Origin of the sequence: Corynebacterium sp. FDAARGOS 1242 (assembly GCF_016889985.1) — a bacterium.
GTDB lineage: Bacteria > Actinomycetota > Actinomycetes > Mycobacteriales > Mycobacteriaceae > Corynebacterium > Corynebacterium minutissimum_B.
On sequence record NZ_CP069568.1, the window covers coordinates 526,965 to 549,001 of the forward strand.

Consider the following 22,037-nt stretch of genomic DNA (forward strand, 5'->3'; position numbering starts at 1 on the left):
CAGTGACAAGCAGCATCAGCCTCGAGCACCTAGCGGACATTGCCGGCGCCCGCGTGATCGGGGACGCCTCGGTCACCGTAGACTCGTGCGGCCTTAACTCCGCCACGCTGGCACCGGGCGGGCTCTTCGCGGCGCTGCCTGGTACTCGCGTGCATGGTGCGCGTTATGCCGCGGATACCCCGGCGGCAGCCATTCTCACTGATGAGGACGGACAGGCCCTTCTTTTAGAGGCAGGGGAGTCTCGTCCCATCCTCGTGGTGGAGGATATTCGCGCCATCCTCGGTCTCGTAGCCGCGGAGATTTATGGACACCCCACCGAAAAGCTCACCGTTCTCGGCGTAACGGGCACGTCGGGTAAGACCACGACGAGTTACCTCCTCGAGGCCGGTCTCCTTCACGCTGGCTATTCGGTGGGCCTCATCGGAACGACTGGTACCCGCATCAATCGCGAGCCGGTGCCGACATCTCTGACCACCCCAGAGGCCCCGACCCTTCAAGAGCTGTTCGCCCGCATGCTGTCTGAGGGCGTGACCCACGTGGTCATGGAGGTCTCTTCCCATGCCTTGGAGCTGGGGCGTGTTCGGGGCACGCGCTTCGACGTCGGTGGCTTTAGCAATCTGAGCCAGGACCACTTGGATTTCCATCCCACGATGGAAGACTACTTCGAAGCCAAAGCCGCGCTTTTTGACGGCCCCCAAGCCGCCGAACGCGCCGTCATCTGCGTCGATGATGACTGGGGCAAGCGCATGGCGAAACGTGCGGCAGCACGACCGCTTACACGCGTTGCAACGCAGGGCGAGGCTGATATCACCGCACGCCAACTCAGCACTGAAGCCACCGGTGCCCAGCAGGTGGACATGACGATTGCCGCCAGCGGCACGTCCTATGAATTCCGTCTTCCTATGCCCGGTAAATTCAATATCGCTAATGCAGCCCTGGCCACTGGCATGGCCGCAGCCATCGGACTCGACCCGCAGACATTCCTCGAAGGCGTGGAAAAAGTCGCAGTGCCAGGACGCATGGAACGCATTGACCGCGGCCAGGACTTCGTGGCAGTCGTGGACTATGCCCACAAACCAGCCGCCATCGCCGCGGTACTCGATACCCTGCGCGGACAGTTGGAGGGAACGTCCGGCCGTATCGGCATCGTCGTCGGTGCTGGCGGTGACCGCGATTCCTCCAAGCGCCCGCTGATGGGAGCCGCGGCCGCGAAACGCGCCGACCTAACCGTTGTAACCGACGACAACCCTCGCACCGAAGACCCCGCCACTATCCGCGCGGCCGTCATGAAAGGCGCCCGTGAAGCGAACCCCGATGGCGATATTCGCGAAGCAGACTCCCGCGCCGCAGCTATCGACGAAGTCGTTGCGTGGGCACGGCCCGGTGACGCCGTCATCGTCGTAGGCAAAGGCCACGAGGTGGGGCAGCTCATTGGCGAGACGATGCACCACTTCGACGACCGCGAAGAAATGGCGCGAGCCCTCGACGAGGTTCTCCGTCACAGCGCGAAACAGGCCTCCGCGGGGTACCGTGACAGCGACGATGATTCTCAGTCCAAGGAGGACGCATGATCGCCTTAAGCCTCAGCGAGATCGCACAGATCACCGGTGGCCGTCTCGATCACGTTGAGAATCCAGATGCCCAGGTCACCGGCTTCGTAGAATTCGATTCTCGCAAAGTTACCCCAGGTGGCCTTTTCGTGGCGCTGCCTGGTGCACGCGTCGACGGCCACGACTTCGCCGCCACCGCCATCGAGAAAGGGGCGGTCGCCGTCCTAGCTGCACGCCCGGTGGGCGTTCCGGCCGTCATTGTGGAGCCCCGTGGGCGCGTCGAAGGTGAGGGCGCCAATGCGGATATCTATGCCAACGATGAGGACGGCTCCGCGGCGGCGGTCGTCCACGCGCTGTCCGCTTTGGCCCGGGCGGTCACCCAGCGTTTGACGCAGCACGAGCTCAACATTGTGGGCGTGACAGGTTCTGCCGGCAAGACCTCGACCAAGGACCTTATCGCCACGATTTTTCGCTCGGTAGGGGAGACCGTGGCACCACCAGGTTCCTTCAATAATGAGATCGGTTTGCCCTACACGGCATTGCGCTGTGACGAGCATACCCAGTACCTTGTCGCCGAGATGTCGGCTCGCGGAATTGGCCACATTCGCCACCTCACCGACATCACCGCCCCGCGCATCGGCGTGGTTCTCAACGTTGGCTCTGCCCATCTGGGAGAGTTCGGCTCTCGAGACAACATCGCGAAAGCCAAAGGCGAGCTTATCGAGGCATTGCCCACCGCAGCTGAGGGCGGCGTAGCTGTCCTCAACGCCGATGATCCCTTCGTTGCCGCTATGGAGCCGCGCACGAGCGCCAAGGTGGTGTACTACTCCACGGAGACTCGCCGTGGTGGTGCTCCGGCGGCGCAGTACTATGCCACGGACATTGTGCTTGACGACGTCGCCCGCCCTTCCTTCACCCTGCATAGCCCCGGCGCCCAACCAGTGGACGTCAAGCTCCAAGTGTTCGGCTCCCACCAAGTCTCCAATGCGCTAGCGGCAGCGGCCGCGGCGATTGAGCTGGGGCTGTCTGCGCAGACAGTGGCCAATGCGCTGTCTGGGCATCGCAACGCCTCGGAACACCGCATGGACGTGCGTACCCGCCGGGATGGTGTCACCATCATTGATGATTCCTATAACGCCAACCCAGATTCCATGCGTGCTGCCATCGCTGCTCTGGCCTATACGGCCGCCGCGCGCCCAGATGCCCGTGCCATCGCCGTATTGGGTGAGATGGGCGAGCTCGGCAGTGACGCTGAGGCAGCGCACCGCCAACTGGGTGAGGTTCTGGCGAAATACCACGTTGGTCACCTCATCGCAGTGGGAGAAAGCGCCAACTGCCGGGCGATGACGGAGGCTGCGGCCGAGCAGGGTATAAATACAATGGTGTGCGCCGATGCCGCTGCGGCAGCGAAAGCGGTCGAGGGTATCCTGCGCGCGGCCCCGAGAGGGGTCGAAGACTGGGCCAACCGCACTGTCAAGGACGTGGTCTTGGTGAAGGCATCTAATGCCCAGCGGCTCTGGTTGGTCGCGGAAGAGCTGAACCACAGCTAGCCGCTAGAAAGGACTTCAAGCACGTGACTCAGATCATCATCGCTGGTGTGGTCAGCTTCCTCGTGGCGATCTTTACCACCCCGCTGCTTATCCGGTACTTCTCTGACGCCGGCCGCGGGCAGGAAATCCGCGAGGACGGACCTAAATCGCACCTGCGCAAACGCGGAACCCCTACCATGGGCGGCCTCGCTATTCTGGCCGGCATCCTGGTGGCTTACCTCGTTGTGGGGTTCTACGGCAGGCTTACCGGCCATGTGGGCTTTACCGCATCCGGTGTACTCGTCCTTGGTCTTACCTTGGGCCTGGGTGCCGTGGGCTTTGCGGATGACTTCATCAAGTTGTTTAAGAAGCGCAACCTGGGCCTCAACAAGACCGCCAAGCTGGTCAGCCAGCTCGCGCTGTCCCTGCTCTTCGGTTTCTTGGTGCTGCGCTTCCCTAATGAGGAGGGGCTCACCCCAGGATCCACCAAGCTGTCCTTTACCCGCGACCTGAAGACCTTCGATCTTGCGGTTGGGGGAGCAGTCGTGGGCACCATCGTGTTCCTTATCTTCATGTACATCCTCATTGCGGCGTGGTCGAATGCGGTGAATCTTACTGATGGTCTCGATGGCCTTGCAGCGGGTGTGACGGCCATTGTTATGGGCTCCTACTCGCTCATGACCTTCTGGCAGTTCTGCTATTCCTGCGCTTCCGAGTTCACCGCTGGTTGCTACCAGGTCCGTGATCCGCTTGACCTTGCGGTCCTCGCCGCTGCCGGCCTTGGCGGCTGCTTGGGCTTCCTGTGGTGGAACGCTGCACCGGCCAAGATCTTCATGGGTGATACCGGATCCTTGGCTCTGGGCGGCCTCGTTGCTGGTATTTCCGTGGCCAGCCGCACGGAGCTATTGATGATTGTCATCGGTGCTCTCTTCGTTATTGAGACGGTGTCTGTGGTCATCCAGATTGTTGTCTTCCGCACCACCGGCAAGCGCTTTTTCCGCATGGCTCCAATCCACCATCACTTTGAAAACGGCGGCTGGGCAGAGACAGCAGTGGTGGTTCGCTTCTGGCTCTTGGCAGCCATGGCTGCCATGGCTGGCGTGGCCATCTTCTACGGTGACTGGCTCACCGCCAGCGGCATTGGCTTAAGCGCATGAGCCCACGTCCTGATTTCCTCAATGGCCGCGTCCTCATCGCCGGTGCAGGTGTGTCTGGTCGCGGCTGCGCCGCAGTACTCGCTGGCCTAGGCATCGATATCACCGTCGCGGACGGCAATGCGGAATCTCGAACACGGCTCGAGTCGGAATTGGGAGTAGCTACCGTGGACACTGACACGGTGGATTGTGCGGACTATTCCCTCGTGGTGACCTCCCCAGGCTGGCGCCCCGATTCTCCGCTCCTCGCCGCCGCGGAGTCCTGTGGCCTTGACGTCATCGGCGATGTCGAGCTGGCCTACCGTTTAGACCGCGCCGAGGTATTCGGCGCCCCTCGCCGCTGGTTGGCTATCACCGGCACCAACGGTAAAACCACCACCACGGGCATGCTCGCGGGCATTATGGCTGCGGATGAGCAGCGCTCTGGCCTGCGGTCCCAAGCAGTAGGCAACATCGGTGTGTCTCCCTTCGATGCCCTTGCTGCAACTCCCCGCGTGGACATCCTCGTGGCAGAGCTGTCCTCCTTCCAATTGCACTGGTCTTCCCAGTTGCGCCCAGAGGTGGGTGCGCTTCTCAACCTGGCTGACGATCACCTGGACTGGCATGGCTCCTTTGAGGCCTATGCCGCGGACAAAGCGAAAATCCTGGGCGGTGACCATGCCGTGATCGGCCTGGATGACGACTACGTGAGCACTCACTACGGTCACGCCGAGTCGCCCCGCATCGGTTTTACCCACACCGAGCCAGCCCCAGGCCAAGTCGGTGTGAGTGCCGGAGGGCTCTTCATTAACGACCTCGCCGGAGTCACGGCCACCGTCATCGATGATGTGACGACTCTCCAACCCGCAGGTCTGGCTGGCGTTCTCGACGCCGCGGCAGCTGCGGCCGTCGCTGCCCGGGCAGGGGCCCATCCGGCGTCCATCACGGAAGGACTCCAGTCGTACGTCGTTGCCGGGCACCGCGGCGAAATCGTGCACGAGCACGCAGGCGTAAGCTACATCGACAATTCCAAAGCTACCAACCCGCACGCGGCAGAAATCGCCATGCGCGGCCTCGACTCTGTGGTGTGGGTCGCCGGCGGTCAGCTCAAAGGCGCAGACGTGAGTGACCTGCTGCGCACCCACAAGAATCGGATGAAGGCGGCGGTTCTGGTGGGCGTCGATAAGCACGTGCTCGCCCAAGCCCTCACCAAGGCCGCACCACACGTGCCCATCGTGCTGGTGGAAAGCCACGACCCCCAGGCTGCCATGGATGAAGCTGTCGCAGCGGCGGTGCAACACGCCGATGCCGGCGATACCGTACTTTTGGCGCCGGCTGCGGCATCGTTGGATATGTACACCGGAATGGGCCAGCGCGGCGACATGTTTGCCGCCGCCGCCCGCCGCCTCGCCCGCTAACCAGGAGCATTCGCCGTGACCACTACCCAGAAGCCACCCCGCACGCTGGGCCACCGTGCGCGCGATATCCGCGAGCGCCTACGCGCCTACCCCGGGCTGGATTATCAGATGCTGCGCATCGCCATTTTCTCGCTCATCGGTATCGGCGTGCTCATGGCTTTTTCTTCGTCGATGGCGACCTCGCTTTCAGAAAGCGATAGCCCCTGGTCGGCCGCTGTGCGCCAATGCATCCTCGTGGTGGCCGGTCTCGTCGCGTTCTGGATCGGCCTGCGGATGTCCCCGCGAACACTGCGAGCACTGGTGCCGTGGTTCCTGGGATTGGCTATCGTGCTGCTCATCTTGGTTCTTATCCCCGGCGTGGGTACGGGACGTGCCGAGGTAGGTTCGCAGTCGTGGATTATGCTGCCCGGCGGCGTTGCCTTCCAACCCTCCGAGTTCGCACGTGTGGCCGTGGGGATGTATGGTGCGTCCGCTTTGGCGGATAAGACTCATCGTTCGATGCGTCTGACAGACCCGTTCATGATGTACTCCATCATTTCCGGCATCATGTTCGTGCTCATCGTGGCGCAGGGCGACCTGGGCATGGGCGTGTCTTTTGCTTTGGTGGTGGTCTTTACCCTCGTCTTTGCTGGCGTGGACTGGCGTGTGCCAACGGTCGTTGGTGTCTTCGGTGTCATCGGCATGGCTACGGTTTTCCTGGCGGGCGGCTTCCGTTCCCACCGCTTCCACACCTATTTTGACGCCCTGCGCGGCAACATCGAAGACACGCAAGGGACAGGTTTCCAGGCGTACCAGGGCTTCCTCTCGCTTGCCGACGGCGGCTTCTGGGGCGTCGGCCTAGGCCAGTCACGCGCCAAGTGGTTCTACCTGCCGGAGGCAAAGAATGACTTCGTCTTCGCCATTATTGGCGAGGAGCTCGGCCTGTGGGGCGGTGCTTTGGTCATCGGGCTCTTTGCCATTTTGGGCTACTTCGGGCTGCGCACTGCCAAGCGGGCGCAGGACCAATTCCAGTCTCTACTCGCGGCGACGTTGTCCGTTGGCGTGGTGGTCCAGGCCTTCATCAACATTGGCTATGTCATCGGCGTGCTGCCGGTGACGGGTATTCAGCTGCCCATGATTTCTGCCGGCGGTACCGCTGCGATTATTACGATTGGCTCCATGGGTCTGTTGTGCAACGTTGCGCGCCACGAGCCGATGCAGGTCTCCGCCATGCAGAATTTTGGCCGCCCGCTCTTCGATCGCATTTTCCTCATTCCGGAACCCACTCCTCCCAATGAGCGTCGCGGCGGCGCGCACCGAGCAGATCGTGAGCGTGGCGGGCGAGGAGAGCGCGCTCAACGTCGTCAGCGCCCGCAAGCGCAGCGTCACACGGAGCGCAGCCGTGAGGAACGGTTTGGCCGCGCGGTCACTGGCCGCCGCGTCCCGCGCCAAGAAGCGCACGGGGACCGTCGGCGCGGCGAGCGTCGGTAGCGTAATGCTGCGCTGGTAGCCTGTAGGGCATGAATGCCACGCGAATTTCCGTCGTCATCGCAGGTGGCGGCACTGCCGGACACATTGAACCAGCGCTTGCCGTGGGGGAGGAGCTGCGTCAGCGCCACGGTGCGCGAGTGACCGCTCTGGGCACCCCGCGCGGTTTGGAAGGAGATATTGTTCCGGCCCGTGGCGTGGATTTGCGCATGATTACCCCGGTTCCCGTGCCCCGTAAGATCAATGCAGATGCGTTGAAGCTGCCGTGGCGCGTTTTAAAGTCCGTACGGGAAACCCGCGCAGTCCTCAAAGACGTGGCTGCGGACGCCGTTTTCGGTACCGGTGGCTACGTTGCTGCCCCCGCATATTTGGCGGCGAAGTCGCTGGGCATTCCTTTCTTTGTCCTAGAGACCAACGCGCTGGCGGGCATGGCTAACAAGCTGGGCGTGCGTCTGGGTGGAATCGGTTTCAACGCGCAGGAGGGGTCCGGCATGCCGGGCGAGGTCCTCGGCATCCCAGTACGTCCCGGTTTGGGGGAGGACCCGGATGGTTCCAAGGCAGCCGCCGCGCGTAAGAACTGGAATCTAGGTGACGAACGCCCCACCATCGTCGTGACGGGTGGTTCCCAGGGCGCAGTGAGCATCAATACTGCCGTTGCCGGTGCTATCGCCGACCTCACGCAGGACTTCCAGGTTCTTCATGCGTATGGAAAGAAGAACGACAAGCCAGAAGAACGCAGCAACTACACCCCGGTGCCCTATATCGATGACATGACCGGCGCCCTCGCCGTGGCGGATCTCATGGTATGCCGCTCTGGTGCCATGACCGTGGCGGAAGTCTCCGCCGCAGGACTGCCCGCCATCTACATCCCCCTCCCGCACGGCAACGGCGAGCAGGCACTGAACTCTCGTGCGCTCGTAGATGCGGGCGCTGCTGTCCAGATTCCCGATGCCGAACTGAGCCCCGAGCGCCTCATCCGTGAGGTACGCGCTATCCTCGGCAACCCCGCCACGCTGGATGCCATGCGCACAGCTGCGGATGCCAGCACCGCGGGTGACGTGGCTGCCACTATCGCTGACCGCATTGCGTCGAGTGCTCGCAACTAGGCCCTCTCCACCACGAACGAAGGATTATCCCTCATGACTGCTACTCCTGCTTCTACTGACTTGTCTCGCGTTCACCTTGTGGGCATCGGCGGCTCGGGCATGTCTGGCCTTGCCCGGATCCTTGTGACCCGCGGCGCGGTGGTGACGGGCTCGGACGTGAAGAAGTCCACCGCGGTGGAGGTCCTGCGCACGATGGGCGCTCACATTGCCATCGGCCACGCAGCCGAGAACCTCGATCTCGCCGGCGAAAAGCCCACGGTGGTGGTGACCTCCTTCGCGGCGATTCCACAGGACAACCCCGAGCTGGCTGCTGCACGGGAGGCTGGAATTCCGGTGATTCGCCGCTCCGACCTTCTAGCGGAGCTTATGGAGGGACACCGCCAAATCCTCTTGGCCGGTACCCACGGCAAGACGTCCACCACGTCCATGACGGTGAGCGCAATGCAGCAGGCTGGTTTGGACCCGTCCTTTGCCATCGGCGGCCAGCTCAACCGTGCGGGGACGAACGCGCATGGAGGAACCGGTGACGCTTTTGTCGCCGAGGCTGATGAATCCGATGCCTCACTGCTGCGCTATAGCCCCTCCGTAGCGGTGATTACGAACATCGAGCCGGACCACCTGGACTACTTCGAAACCCCCGAAAGCTACTTTAAGGTCTTCGACGATTTTGCTGACTGTGTCATCGACGGCGGCTATCTCGTGGTGTGCCTCGAGGATGCACAAGCGGTGGCTACCGGAGAGCGCGCGGCCGAACGCGGCATCCACGTCTTGGGGTACGGCGCGCACAACGAGTCCTCGCTGCCCTATGGTGTCGAAGTCCTGGAGGAGACGGTGTCAGCGGAGGGCGCGCATGTGCGAGTGCGCCTCACGCTTCCCGACGTTCCCCCGGAGGACCTCGCCTACGACCTCCACGTCCCAGGCCACCATATGGTGCTTAATTCCGCTGCGGCGCTACTTGCCGGCGCATTGGCAGGAGGTGAACCAGCGGAACTCGCTGCGGGTTTGACCGATTTCACCGGCGTGCGCCGCCGTTTCGAGTACCGCGGTTCCGCACAAGGGATTCGCGTTTTTGACGATTATGCTCACCACCCGACGGAGGTGTCCGCGGTGCTCACCGCTGCACGCGCGAAGGTTGATGCGGAAGGCGAGGGCGCGCGTGTTATCGCGTGCTTCCAGCCGCACCTGTACTCCCGAACCATGGAATTCGATGCGGAGTTTGCAGAGGCGCTGGCGCTTGCCGACGCCTCCGTGGTCCTCGACATCTACGGTGCCCGAGAGCAGCCGGTTGAGGGCATTACTTCCCGCATCATTACGGACAAGATGCCGGAGGACATGCCGGTCATCTTTGAGCCGGATTTCTCCGAGGCTGCGGGCGACGTTATTTCTCTGGCCCAGCCAGGTGATGTCGTGCTCACCATCGGTGCGGGAACGATTACCTATGTGGCAGGGGAAATCCTCTCTCAGTTAGAGAAAAGTGAGGCACTCGCGGAATCCACGCAACCAGATGAGGCCAAGGATCAGGATGTCTAAGAAGACAGGCGCGATTGCCGTCGGCGCGGTCTTCCTCGTAGCACTCGTGGCTGCGGCCGTCGTTTGGCTGTTCCCCATTCTTAAGGTGTCCTCCTTCGAAGTTGAGGGCAATGAGCACGTGGCGGCCGAAGACGCGGAGCAGGCGAGCGGTGTGGCAACTGGCTCCAATCTGGTGCGTCTCAATGCGCGTGAGGCGGCTCAGGGTGTGGCTTCGCTGCCGTGGGTGGAATCGGCAACGGTCTCGCGCGCTTTTCCGTCCACTGTGCATATCAGCGTGGTGGAACATGAGGCCGTGGCCTATGTCGAGGACGGTGGCCGCACAGTGCTGGTGGATGACAAGGGCAAAGAATTTGTCGAGGACACCCCACCCGCTGAAGCCATCCAGCTGACTGGGAACCCGGAATCGGGGTCCCCGGAAATGCAGGCGGCGGTGGATGCGGTATCCGCACTGCCCGCCGAGGTGCGCACGCGCGTCAAGACTCTCGAGATTGAGGACACCTACTCACTTACCTTCGTCACGGACGACGATAAAACCATCTTCTGGGGAGCCGCAGAAGACAACGCCAACAAGGCCATCGCCTTTGAGGATGTGCTTCAGTTGGAAGGTGACTCCTGGAATATTTCTAACCCTTCACTGGTGACTCGGCGCTAAGAGCGTCGCCGGTGGGGCGGGTGGGACGCCTGTTAATAAAACCGCACGTCAACAACCCTAAAGTAGAGGTTGAGGGTACCGACACGCGGCAAAATGTGCGCCCAAATAACCCTCTTGTCGTTAAAGATGGATGTAACCGCCTCTCGCGAAAAGGGGCGCCTCCTCGTTTACATATAAATCCTTAGTTGAAAGGCAAGAGACCCTCGTATGATCTCATCTAGCAACAACCTCGCGGACATCAAGGTCGTCGGCGTCGGCGGCGGCGGTGTCAATGCCGTCAACCGCATGATCGAAGAAGGCCTCAAGGGAGTCCAGTTTGTCGCCATCAATACCGACTCCCAGGCGCTGATCTTCTCCGACGCTGACACCAAACTCGACATCGGCCGCGAGGCTACTCGCGGCCTCGGTGCCGGCGCTAACCCGGAGGTAGGCAAGACGTCCGCTGAGGACCACAAGACCGAAATCGAGGACGCCCTCCAAGGCTCCGACATGGTCTTCGTGACGGCCGGCGAGGGCGGCGGAACCGGTACCGGCGCGGCCCCCGTCGTGGCTTCCATCGCGAAGAAGATGGGTGCTTTGACCGTTGGTGTTGTTACCCGCCCGTTTAAGTTTGAGGGCGCGCGCCGTACCCGCCAGGCCATGGCCGGTATCGAGGAGCTGCGCGAGGTCTGCGATACCCTCATCGTTATTCCGAATGACCGCCTCATGCAGCTGGGCGGCGAGGAACTGTCCATCGTTGAGGCCTTCCGCGCTGCCGATGAAGTCCTGCACAACGGTGTTCAGGGTATTACCAACCTCATCACCATCCCAGGCATGATCAACGTCGACTTTGCGGACGTGCGCTCCGTCATGTCCGATGCCGGCTCCGCGCTCATGGGCATCGGCTTTGCCCGCGGCGACAACCGCGCGCTCAACGCAGCCGAGCAGGCCATCAACTCTCCGCTGCTGGAGTCCACGATGGAAGGCGCTAAGGGCGTCCTACTCTCCATCGCTGGCGGCTCCGATCTGGGCCTCCACGAGGTCAACGCGGCTGCCTCCATGGTGGAGGAGCGTGCCGACGAGGATGCCAACATCATCTTCGGCACCATCATCGATGACAACCTGGGCGACGAAGTCCGCGTCACCATCATCGCCACCGGCTTTGATGCACAGGCCAATATGACCTCCCAGCCGGTGCAGCCTGGTCAGGCAGCACCGCAGGGCCAGCACGCCACCCCGGCTGCCCGCCCGGGTTCCCTCTTCGAGAACCGTGCCGAGGCACAACCGGAATCCCCCGCCGCGTCCAGCGCGGAAGCCCCACGTGAGGAGTACACACGTGCTGAGTCGCAGGGCACCGAGCGCCGCGAGCGTGAAGAGTACGCACCGCGCCACTCCTACGAGCGTGAGCAGCCCTCCGAGCCGGCTCCGTCCAGCGGACTGTTCACCAGCTCTGATCGCTTCCGCCGCGAGGAGCGCGAGAATCGCGACGAGTACCGCCTGTCCCGCCCAGACGAGCGCCGCCCCCGTGGCTTCGATGATGACGGCGACGACGATCTCGACGTGCCCTCCTTCATGCGCTAGTCGCAGCCCGCTACTCTGGAGTGCATGCCAGTAAACGAGGAAGCACACCCATCGAAGCGCCCCGTCCGCATGGTCTTTACCAGCCGTGCTGGCGGGGCGTCGTCGTCTCCCTATGACTCTTTCAATTTAGGTGATCACGTGGGCGATGACCCCGCCGCCGTGGCCGCTAACCGCTCCCGCCTTCTACGCGCCACAGGGCTCGACGACATCGTGTGGATGGAACAGTTACATACCAATACCGTCACCACGGTAGGAGCGGAGCGCCGCGGCATGACCGAGCCGGTTGAGGCTACCGATGCCCTGGTCACCACCGAAAAACGTCTGGGCCTCGGCGTGCTCGTGGCCGATTGCACGCCGGTATTGCTTGTCGACGTCCCTGCCGGCGTCATCGCCGCCGTCCATGCAGGCCGCCTCGGCGCACGCAACGGCATCATCCGCGCTACCGTCAACACCATGATGGAGCTCGGTGCGACTCCGTCGACTACTCAGGTTCTCATGGGGCCGGCCGCCTCGGGCCGCAATTATGAGGTGCCGGAGGAGATGGCGAGGGACGTCGAGAAGCACTTGCCCGGGTCGTTAACGCGTACTGCGAAGGGAACCTGGGGTGTCGATGTCCGTGCCGGACTGGTGCGTCAGCTCATGGAGCTGGGCATTACTGCCATTGAGTCCGATCCGCGGTGCACCATTGAAGATCCAGACTTCTTTTCCTATCGCCGTGAAGGCGTCACCGGACGCCAAGCCGGCGTGATTTGGTTGGAGGGATAACAATGACTGACCAGAACCGTCTCGAGGAACTGCGGGCCGGACTCGAGCGCACCCGCGCTGACATCCAACGTTTCGCCGACGAAACTGGGCGCGAAGCACCCGTGCTGTTGCCGGTGACCAAGTTTCACCCTGCGGAAGATATCGCTCTGCTTGGGCAGCTAGGCATCACCGACGTCGCTGAAAACCGCGAACAGGAAGCTCGCGCCAAGGCCGAAGCGCTGCCCCATATGCACTTCCACATGATCGGCCAGATTCAAACCAAGAAGGCCAACCACGTAGCACGCTGGGCGCATAGCGTGCACTCGCTCGACTCTGAGAAGCTTGCGCGTGCCCTAGACCGCGGCGTCGGCTTGGCCCACGAACGAGGCCAGCGCGACGACACCTTGCCGGTCTTCATTCAGGTCTCCGCTGACGGTGATACAGCCCGTGGCGGTTGCCCACTCGAGCAGGTTTCTGACTTGGTGGACGTAGTCGAAGAACTCGACAATATTGAGCTGCAGGGCTTTATGGTTGTCCCACCTCTGGAGAGTGAACCGGTCGAGGTTTTTACACGGGTAAAAGAGCTTGTGGAGGAGACTTCTAAGCAGTTGGGGCGTCCCTTGAAACTCTCTGCCGGAATGAGTGCAGACCTGCAGGCAGCAATTGAATCTGGAACAGATATCGTGCGTGTCGGAACCGGAATTATGGGCCCGCGGCCAGTAGTTTAAATGGCATCGCAAAAGCGCATTTCAAAGACACTAATCTCACAGAAAACTAGGTCAGAGGGAGACCCAGAATGTCACTGATTGATAGGACCAAGGAATTCTTCGGGCTGGGCCCGATGGACATGGACGCCGACGACGCCTACTACGCCGACGAGCGCACCTACAACGCTCCGTCGTACGCAGCACCGTCCTACGACAAGCAGGAAGAAGAATTCGTTCCGACCATCGTGGCCCTGTCGCTCGTCTCCTTCGATGACGCGGCCAAGGTTGGCGGCCCGTTCCGTGATGGTGACGCCGTAGTCTTCGAACTCACCGATGCCGACCGTGGCTCCGCCAAGCGTTTCGTCGACTTCGCAGCTGGCCTGTGCTTCGCACTGGAAGGCCGTATGAAGAACCTCACCAAGGGCGTTGATACCAGCCGCAAGGTCTTCGCCATTGTGCCGAAGGGCGCTGACATCTCTACCGTTGAGCTGGAGCGCGCCGCGCACCTGCGCTAAAACTCGACGCCTCAGGGCCGCCGATCCTGCCCCCTCCCGTGTTGGCTAGTGGAGGAGGCTGGTAACGGCGGCTCATTGCGTTTTCTCGGGTTGCTTTTCTGGCGAACCGCCGGACGGGGGAGTACCGCCCGCGGGGGTGGTTCAGATAGGCTCGGGCGATGTGAATGCTTTAGGTTCAATTCTCATTCTTGCGGTGAGCCTCTACTCGTGGATTCTGCTCGCGCGCATCGTCATCGAGATGATTCAGTCCTTCTCGCGCCAATTTAACCCGCCGCGGTGGTTCATGATGGTGGCAGAAGTGCTGTTTGTCCTCACTGATCCGCCCGTTAAGGCTCTGCGTAAAATCATCCCGCCGCTGCAGTTGGGAGGCATTGCTCTCGATGTCTCAGTTATCGTACTGTTCCTGCTCTTGGCAATTCTCTCGCGACTGATCACGTGGGTATTTTTTGGTGCTGGCGGGCTCGCAGTCTAAATTGCGGGTGTATTAAACCCTTTTGTTAACGTTGAGACTCGTGCCTGCGTTAGATAATGTGTTGATTTGGATACAATGAGTTATCACAATCCGTATTATTAACCGCATATGTACCCGGCCTCTGGACCCACTAGAGGTTTGACCGATTCGTAAGGGGAAGAGAAGTCAATGCCACTGTCACCAGCTGATGTACACAACGTCGCCTTCAGCAAGCCGCCTATTGGCAAGCGTGGCTACAACGAGGACGAGGTCGATCAGTTCCTCGACCTCGTCGAAGATGCTCTTGCTCAGTTGCAGGATGAGAACGACGACCTCCAGGCCCAGGTAGAGGATCTGAAGGCACAGTCCAAGGGCGGCGCCGCTGCTGGCGCCGGTGCTGCTGCAACCAAGGTCGATGAGGCCGCCGTGCGCAAGGACGTGGAGTCCAAGCTGCGCGCTGAGTACGAGGCAAAGCTGGCTGACTCGAAGAACGAGGTTGCCAAGGCCAAGGAAGAAACCAAGAAGGCCCAAGAGCAGGCTAAGGCCGCTCAGGCTCAGGCGCAGTCCTCCCAGGCTCCGGCTGCTCAGCAGCAGGATAACTCCGCAGAGCTTAAGGCTGCCCGTGAGGAAGCTGCCGCCGCGAAGCGTGAGCTCGAAGCATCCAAGCGCGAGCTGGAGAACACCAAGAAGGAGCTGGAGTCCGCCAAGAAGAACTCCGGCGCCTCCACCGCTGCCGCCGGCATTGCCGGCGCTGGCGCTGCCAAGACTGCGGATGGCCTGGCTACTCCGGAGACCCACATGCAGGCCGCTCGTGTTCTGGGCTTGGCTCAGGAAATGGCGGACCGCCTTACCAACGAGGCCAAGGCAGACTCCGAGTCCATGCTGGCCGAGGCCCGCACGGCTGCAGAAAAGCAGCTTGCTGAGGCTGATTCTCACTCCAAGGCTCAGTTGGCTGACGCCCAGAAGCGTTACGACGCACAGCTGCTGGATGCCGACAACCGTTCCAAGAAGCTCGTCGCTGACGCAGAGACCAAGGCTAAGCAGACTGAGTCTGATGCCACCTCCCGCGCTGAGGCTCAGATCCGCCAGGCTGAGGAGAAGGCAGCAGCCCTGCAGGCTGACGCGGAGAAGAAGCACACCGAGGTCATGAACACGGTCAAGCAGCAGCAGACTGCTCTCGAGGCCCGTATCTCCGAGCTGCGCACCTTTGAACGCGAGTACCGTACCCGCCTCAAGACGCTTCTCGAGTCCCAGCTTGAGGAGCTGGAGTCCCGCGGCACCGCGGCTCCGAACGGTGAGGCTGGCAAGGCCAACAACTAATCTTTGGCTAATGACTGAATCAACGGCGTCCCGCACAGGACGCCGTTATTCTTTTGGTAGGCCACCGAGGCCTCCGGTAGACACAAGACCAGTTTTCGTTGGAGAGGAGCGACGATGCTCATTGGCGCATTGGTTCTGGCGTTCGTAGCTTTCTTGGCTCTCGTGAACTACATCCTCACCGCCGCTGACTGGTCCCTGTACCTGCTGTTCATCTCTGCCGGTGTCGGCATCATTCTCTTTATCGTCGATACAGTGGTGAAAATACGCCGCAAGCACGACAAGTAGCCCTCGGCCTCAAGGGAATCCTGAGGTAGAGGGCTCCTAGGCAGTGAGCTGCTGCGATGGAAGGCTACTGTCGCGGATAGTGGCACCGACCGAATCTAGGTGCCGGCGCTGTCCGGCGGTCCAGTTGCTTTAGGGGTCGCCTGCCGTGGCGAAGGCGGTGGGAGAGGACCGAAGGTGCGCTTTACCGTCCCTTCAACCCGGGCCATCCGCCCACGCCCTGGCGGAGCATTGAGGTTATCTTGATTGACTCCGTTGTGGTACGGACACAACATCACGAGGTTCTCGGGATTGGTATAGCCCCCGTACTTCCACGCGATGATGTGGTGCACTTGGCACTCATCGGCGGGCTTCATACAGTCATTCCATGCACAGACCGGAAACTCGGCCATAGCCATGATGCGCTGTTTGATGCTAGCGCTCCGCTCCTGCCGATAGAGGTTCACAGGTCCGCGGACGGGGTGAAAGAGCGTCGCCAATGTGCCGTCAAGGTCTATTTCACCGGAGATCACCTTGTTGACATACTCCGCACCCGTCATTGTCGCGCCATTGGTCATGCGCAGCGTAACTTCCTCACCATCACCATTGAGAATCTGCGTCAACGCATCCAAGGGGACAAGAATGTTGGTCTGTAGTCCTTTGCGTGGCGCAGCCCCAGTAAAGAAGGCCTCCTGGATGGATTCGATGGGTCGGTGCTCATCGACGGCGTCGTTAAGCTCAGCGATGACATGAGAAGGGGCTGTAATCGCCATCGTCCACAGCGAGTTTCGCCGGCGATACACCGTGACACCTGCCTTGGGCTGCGGCGGTTTCGAAAGCTCTTTGAGCTTCTTCTTGGCCAGAGCTTCCATCGCCAAGGTATCAGCACTCGTGCGACACAGCTCAAGGCGCTTCTGCCACCCCAGCGCCAGTGTCCGAGCTTTGCGTGCATAGCGGTCAATGACGTTGAGTGTGGGCAGAGAATGGCCGCGCTGGCGGGCTGCAATTACGGCGTTGCGTTGCATTCGAGTCATCGCAGTCGTGCCAAAGAAACTCGAGTGCAAGCGCACCAATTCCTTGGCGGTCTTATCCGGTGATCCGGCAGCAATGAGATCCGCTTCAGACATGCCTTCGCACCCGGCGACGACATCAATGCCGGGCGCCAGGGCGTCAAGAAAAGTCTGAAGTGCGTTCATGATTCTGAAGCCTAAGGCTCACTGTGATCAGCCCGCACTAGAAAGAATGTTCCTGTGAATAACCTTTTCACCTGAGCATCGTGGGCACACACGGGTTTCTATTTCAGGATCTCGGGAACCTGTGGCTGTGAAAACTTGACCCCTCGGTTATACTCTGGAGCTACATGCAGTGAGCCGGCTATCACCGGGGAGCATTCCGGAAGAACGTGAGGCGCGCGAGCGCCGCATTATTAGAACCGGGCGGGTAGGGACCGTCATCTCCTTCACACAACGAAGCGGGGCGCCTCGGCGTCCAAGCGGGGTGGTACCGCGAGCCGCAAGGCGCGTCCCCGTCACAGCGAACGAGTGAAGGAATTTTCAGATGAGCAACAACCCTACGAACGTCGGCAGCGTTTATCCCAAGGTCGATATGACAGCTGGGTCCTCCCGCTTCCCCGACATGGAGCAGGAAGTCCAGAAGTACTGGACGGCCGACGATACTTTTAAAGCCAGCCTCGAGCAGACAGAGGGTTGCCCCGAGTACGTCTTTTATGATGGCCCGCCCTTTGCCAATGGCCTGCCGCACTATGGCCACCTGTTGACCGGTTACGTCAAAGACATCGTCCCGCGCTACCGCACCATGGCCGGCAACCACGTCCCGCGCGTCTTCGGCTGGGATACCCACGGCCTGCCGGCGGAGCTCGAGGCAGAAAAGCAGCTCGGAATCACCGATAAGGCCCAGATCGAGGAGATGGGCCTAGAGAAGTTCAACGAATACTGCGCCAAGTCCGTCCTCGAGTACACCGATGAGTGGGAAGAGTATGTTAACCGCCAGGCTCGCTGGGTGGACTTTGAAAACGGCTACAAAACCATGGACTTGGAGTACATGGAGTCTGTCATGTGGGCGTTTAAGGAGCTCTATGACAAGGGCCTGATCTACCAGGGCTTTAGGGTTCTGCCGTATTCCTGGGCTGAGCACACCTCGCTATCCAACCAGGAAACTCGCCTGGATGATTCTTATAAGATGCGCCAGGACCCGACCCTGACGGTGACTTTCCCGGTGACTGGTGTGGTCGAGGGAAGCGCTGCGGAGAAAACGTTGGCTGACAACGCCGAGCTTGCCGACGCCTCCTTCCTCGCCTGGACCACCACCCCGTGGACCCTGCCGTCCAACCTGGCTTTGGCGGTCCATCCGGAGGTCGACTACGTGCTGTTTAAGGCTACTGAGGGCGACTTTGCTGGCCGTACCTTTGTGATGGCCGAGGCACTAACCGGCACTTTGGCGAAGGAGCTGGGTGAGGCGGAGGTCCTGAAGACCTTCAAGGGCGCTGATCTGGAGGGCTTTACGTACCAGCCCATCTTTGATTTCTTCCCGGACGTCGAGAACGCGTACCAGTTGCTGCTCGCGGATTACGTCACCACCGAGGACGGTACCGGCGTTGTCCACCAGGCTCCGGCCTTCGGTGAGGACGATATGCTCACCTGCCAGAAGTATGGCGTAGGCCTAGTCATCCCGGTGGATGAGGACGGCAAGTTCACCTCGCAGGTACCGCCGTACGAGGGCCAGCTGGTCTTCGACGCTAACAAGTCCATCATCAAGGACCTCAAGGCCGCTGGCCGTGTGGTACGCCACGTGACCATCGAGCACTCCTACCCGCACTCCTGGCGCTCCGGCGAGCCGCTCATCTACATGGCGCTGCCGGCATGGTTTGTCAAGGTGACCGAGTTCCGTGACCGCATGGTGGAGCTCAACCACAACGAGATTGAGTGGCTGCCGGAGCATATCCGCGATGGCCAGTTCGGCAAGTGGCTGGAAGGCGCTCGTGATTGGAACATCTCCCGTACCCGCTACTGGGGTGCTCCGATCCCGGCGTGGATCTCCGATGATCCGGAGTACCCGCGCGTGGATGTCTACGGTTCCCTGGATGAGCTGGAGCGTGACTTCGGCGTGCGCCCGACCAGTCTGCACCGCCCACACATCGATGAGCTGACTCGCCCGAACCCGGACGATCCGACGGGCAAGTCCACGATGCGCCGCGTGCCGGACGTGTTGGACTGCTGGTTCGAGTCTGGTTCCATGCCGTTTGCCCAGAAGCACTACCCGTTTGAGAACAAGGAGTGGTTTGAGACCCACTCGCCGTCAGACTTCATCGTGGAGTACTCCGGTCAGACCCGCGGCTGGTTCTACGTCATGCATGCGCTGTCCACCGCGCTCTTTGACCGCCCGGCCTACAAGAAGGTTGTGGCCCACGGCATCGTTTTAGGCAATGACGGCCTGAAGATGTCCAAGTCCAAGGGCAACTACCCGAACGTCAACGAGGTCTTTGACCGCGATGGTTCGGATGCGATGCGCTGGTTCCTCATGTCCTCGCCGATCCTGCGCGGTGGCAACCTCATTGTCACCGAGCAAGGCATCCGTGAGGGCGTGCGCCAGGCCATCCTGCCGATCTGGAATGCCTACACCTTCCTACAGCTCTACGCTTCTCAGGAGGCGCAGTTCGATGTCAGCTCCACCAACGTGCTGGACCGCTACATCTTGGCCAAGACTCATGACTTGGTGAAGAACACGAATGACGCGCTGGCGAATACCGACATCGCTTCGGCCACTGAGGAGGTTCGCCTCTTCGCGGACGCGCTGACTAACTGGTATGTTCGCCGCTCTCGTGACCGTTTCTGGGAAGGCGAGGAGACTCACGTTGAGGCGTTCAATACCCTCTACACGGTGCTGGAGACCGTCTCTCGCGTGGTGGCTCCGCTGCTGCCGCACGTTGCTGAGGTCATCTACCGTGGCCTGACCGGTGAGCGTTCCGTGCACTTGGCGTCCTACCCGAAGGCTGAGGATTACCCGGCTGATCATGACCTCGTGGCAGCGATGGATGCTACCCGTGCGGTGGCCTCGGCGGCGTCGTCGGTGCGCAAGTCCAACAAGCTGCGCAACCGTTTGCCGTTGCCGAAGCTGACCGTGGCGATGCCGGATTCGGCACGCCTGGCGGACTTCAAGGACATCATCCGCGATGAGGTCAACGTCAAAGACGTCGTTCTTACCGATGATGTCGACGAAGTCGGTACCTTCGACGTGGTGTGCAACGCCAAGGTTGCGGGCCCGCGCTTGGGTAAGGATGTCCAGCGTGCCATCAAAAACCTCAAGGCTGGTAACTACGAGCGCGAGGGTGACGAGGTCGTCGTTGACGGCGATATTCGTCTGAGCCCAGAGGAGTACACCGAGCGCCTGCAGGCAGCGAACCCGGAGTCCACGGCACGAGTGGACGGCGTCGATGGTCTGGTGGTGCTGGATACTGAGGTTACCGAGGAACTCGAGGCCGAAGGCTGGGCCGCTGACGTTATCCGCGGTCTGCAGGATGCCCGCAAGGCCGAGAACTTTGTCGTGACCGACCGCATCACGGTGATGCTTTCGGTTCCTGCGGAGAAGGAGGAGTGGGCCAACCGCCACCGCGATCACATTGCGGCGGAGGTGCTGGCTACCGACTTCACCGTGACGACGGAGACTCTGTCTAACGATAGCGGCCAGACGGTGCATGACGTCCTCAAGGGTGTCACCGCGACCGTGGCCAAGGCCTAGAGCTTGGACAGCAGGGCGCAGCTGACCATGCGCTAAGTATCGAGGAGAAAAGCTCCACCTCCCAGTAGGGAGAGTGGAGCTTTTCTGGTAATCGCAGAGCTAACGGCGAGCACCTGGCAGGTGTGCGCGCCACGCCATGACGACGTTGATAAGGCACAACAGAGCGAGGACGCTGCCAATAACGAAGAGGTTGCTAAACCCAAAGTACGGTGCCAGGGCACTGAAAGCCATGGGGATGAAGAAGCCTGTGTAGGAGATGGAATAGTACACGGCGGTCAGGCCAGCAAGCTCACGTTCTCCTGCGATGCGCTGAACCTCGGAGAGGCCGGCGACGAGAGCCAAGCCGTAGCCAGCTCCCATGGTGGCAGCTGCGGCGATGCCCAGAGGCAGAGACAAGGTATGCGCGGCGAAAGCTGCGAAGATTGCTCCAACGGTGATAACGGCCATGGCGATGGCGGAGGCGCGAGCAGACTTGTGGGTATCCACGATACGTCCGAGCATTTGCACGCCCACGCCGCAGCCGAGGGTGATGACGGTCATGAGACCGGAGAAGGCGATGGGAGCGTTGCCGGCGGAATCGGACAACAATTGCGGCAGCAGCGCATAGGCAGCACCGGCACAGCCGAAGACCCAGGGAGCCACAGGCATGACGACGCGCACGAAACGCTTGTGAGCGGCCGTCGGAACGTGGAGCATCTGGAGCATCTCGCGGACGGTGAGATCCAGGATGGTCATCTTCACGGTGCCATGGCTGGGCTGGCGGGTTTCCGGTGTGTGAAGAATCCAGATAGCAGTGACAACGGTGAGCAGCATATGGAGGATATATGCGGTGTGCGTCGGCCACGGACCCCACTGCGCCAAGACAGAAGCGATGCCCGCGCCCACGAGGAAACCTGCAGTCAAACACAGCGATGCCTTGCGTGCACCGGAGGCAGGGTCACCACCGGCACGGGTAATGAGCTCAGTAATCCACGTTGAACCCACAGCCATGACCAGGCCCAACGCCATGCCGCACAGAACGCGGCCCAAGGCAATGATGAGAGGCTCCTCGGGAGCGATAGAAAGAAGGAAAGAACCAGCAAGAGAGAGCGGAGCGGCCGGAAGCAGCATCGGGCGGCGGCCAATAAGGTCAGAGAGCGGCCCGCCGATGAGCAACGCCGGAATAATGCCGACAACATACGCCGCGAGGAGGCCGTTGACAGTCACTTGAGAGAAATGAGAGGTCTCGCGGTACATCACGAGCAGCGGCGTGAATTCATTGCCACCCCAGGCCACAGCGACCATGGAGCCAGCAACGGGGAACCACGCGCGTGACGAGAGCGCTCCCTGGGCTGGGGAC

At 61.3% G+C, this 22,037-nt stretch carries 18 protein-coding genes; 16 read left to right on the plus strand and 2 right to left on the minus strand.

The window, feature by feature from the left end:
• Positions 1–2 precede the first annotated feature (2 nt).
• From I6J72_RS02520 to I6J72_RS02590, 15 genes are all read left to right on the plus strand, one after another.
• A complete protein-coding gene (locus tag I6J72_RS02520; protein WP_204099796.1) occupies positions 3–1,571 on the plus strand; it encodes a UDP-N-acetylmuramoyl-L-alanyl-D-glutamate--2,6-diaminopimelate ligase in 1,569 nt (522 codons plus the stop codon).
• Positions 1,568–3,100, plus strand: a complete 1,533-nt coding sequence (gene murF, locus I6J72_RS02525) for a UDP-N-acetylmuramoyl-tripeptide--D-alanyl-D-alanine ligase (RefSeq protein WP_204099797.1) — start codon at positions 1,568–1,570, stop codon at positions 3,098–3,100. The genes I6J72_RS02520 and murF overlap by 4 nt, the downstream gene beginning before the upstream one ends.
• 23 nt (positions 3,101–3,123) lie before the next feature.
• Positions 3,124–4,236, plus strand: a complete 1,113-nt coding sequence (gene mraY, locus I6J72_RS02530; protein WP_204099798.1) for a phospho-N-acetylmuramoyl-pentapeptide-transferase — start codon at positions 3,124–3,126, stop codon at positions 4,234–4,236.
• Complete coding sequence (gene murD, locus I6J72_RS02535) at positions 4,233–5,630, plus strand: UDP-N-acetylmuramoyl-L-alanine--D-glutamate ligase (protein WP_204099799.1); 1,398 nt, start codon at positions 4,233–4,235, stop codon at positions 5,628–5,630. The genes mraY and murD overlap by 4 nt, the downstream gene beginning before the upstream one ends.
• A 15-nt stretch (positions 5,631–5,645) precedes the next feature.
• Entirely contained in the window at positions 5,646–7,100 is a 1,455-nt protein-coding gene (locus tag I6J72_RS02540) for an FtsW/RodA/SpoVE family cell cycle protein (protein WP_204099800.1), read from the plus strand.
• 29 nt (positions 7,101–7,129) lie between these two features.
• Positions 7,130–8,203, plus strand: a complete 1,074-nt coding sequence (murG, locus tag I6J72_RS02545) for an undecaprenyldiphospho-muramoylpentapeptide beta-N-acetylglucosaminyltransferase (RefSeq protein WP_070669920.1) — start codon at positions 7,130–7,132, stop codon at positions 8,201–8,203.
• A gap of 33 nt (positions 8,204–8,236) precedes the next feature.
• Positions 8,237–9,733 (plus strand): UDP-N-acetylmuramate--L-alanine ligase, encoded by a 1,497-nt coding sequence (murC, locus tag I6J72_RS02550; protein WP_204099801.1) that lies wholly within the window; start codon positions 8,237–8,239, stop codon positions 9,731–9,733.
• Positions 9,726–10,385: a cell division protein FtsQ/DivIB gene (locus I6J72_RS02555; protein ID WP_204099802.1), complete on the plus strand. Its 660-nt coding sequence runs from the start codon at positions 9,726–9,728 to the stop codon at positions 10,383–10,385. The genes murC and I6J72_RS02555 overlap by 8 nt, the downstream gene beginning before the upstream one ends.
• A 207-nt stretch (positions 10,386–10,592) precedes the next feature.
• Positions 10,593–11,945, plus strand: a complete 1,353-nt coding sequence (ftsZ, locus tag I6J72_RS02560; protein ID WP_070669917.1) for a cell division protein FtsZ — start codon at positions 10,593–10,595, stop codon at positions 11,943–11,945.
• 24 nt (positions 11,946–11,969) lie between these two features.
• Complete coding sequence (pgeF, locus tag I6J72_RS02565) at positions 11,970–12,710, plus strand: peptidoglycan editing factor PgeF (RefSeq protein ID WP_204099803.1); 741 nt, start codon at positions 11,970–11,972, stop codon at positions 12,708–12,710.
• A 2-nt stretch (positions 12,711–12,712) separates the two neighbouring features.
• The gene (locus I6J72_RS02570) at positions 12,713–13,417 is read left to right on the plus strand and encodes a YggS family pyridoxal phosphate-dependent enzyme (protein ID WP_204099804.1); all 705 of its coding nucleotides are present in this window, start codon (positions 12,713–12,715) and stop codon (positions 13,415–13,417) included.
• A 68-nt stretch (positions 13,418–13,485) separates the two neighbouring features.
• Positions 13,486–13,911, plus strand: a complete 426-nt coding sequence (locus I6J72_RS02575) for a cell division protein SepF (RefSeq protein WP_039676080.1) — start codon at positions 13,486–13,488, stop codon at positions 13,909–13,911.
• A gap of 160 nt (positions 13,912–14,071) precedes the next feature.
• A complete protein-coding gene (locus I6J72_RS02580) occupies positions 14,072–14,383 on the plus strand; it encodes a YggT family protein (RefSeq protein ID WP_204099805.1) in 312 nt (103 codons plus the stop codon).
• Positions 14,384–14,551: 168 nt separating this feature from the next.
• Positions 14,552–15,682: a DivIVA domain-containing protein gene (locus I6J72_RS02585; protein ID WP_115022874.1), complete on the plus strand. Its 1,131-nt coding sequence runs from the start codon at positions 14,552–14,554 to the stop codon at positions 15,680–15,682.
• Between the two features lie 114 nt (positions 15,683–15,796).
• Positions 15,797–15,967: a hypothetical protein gene (locus tag I6J72_RS02590; RefSeq protein WP_204099806.1), complete on the plus strand. Its 171-nt coding sequence runs from the start codon at positions 15,797–15,799 to the stop codon at positions 15,965–15,967.
• Between the two features lie 95 nt (positions 15,968–16,062).
• Here I6J72_RS02590 and I6J72_RS02595 read toward each other — a convergent pair whose 3' ends face one another.
• Positions 16,063–17,139 carry an HNH endonuclease signature motif containing protein gene (locus I6J72_RS02595; protein ID WP_204099807.1) on the minus strand — a complete coding sequence of 359 codons (1,077 nt, stop codon included), beginning with the start codon at positions 17,137–17,139 and terminating at the stop codon, positions 16,063–16,065.
• A gap of 361 nt (positions 17,140–17,500) precedes the next feature.
• On the opposite strand from I6J72_RS02595, the gene ileS reads away from it, so the two are divergent.
• On the plus strand, positions 17,501–20,698 hold the full coding sequence (gene ileS / locus I6J72_RS02600) for an isoleucine--tRNA ligase (RefSeq protein WP_204099808.1): 3,198 nt from the start codon (positions 17,501–17,503) through the stop codon (positions 20,696–20,698).
• Positions 20,699–20,797: 99 nt separating this feature from the next.
• Here ileS and I6J72_RS02605 read toward each other — a convergent pair whose 3' ends face one another.
• Positions 20,798–21,982, minus strand: coding sequence for an MFS transporter (locus I6J72_RS02605; protein ID WP_204100408.1), 1,185 nt, complete (start codon positions 21,980–21,982; stop codon positions 20,798–20,800).
• Positions 21,983–22,037: the final 55 nt, after the last annotated feature.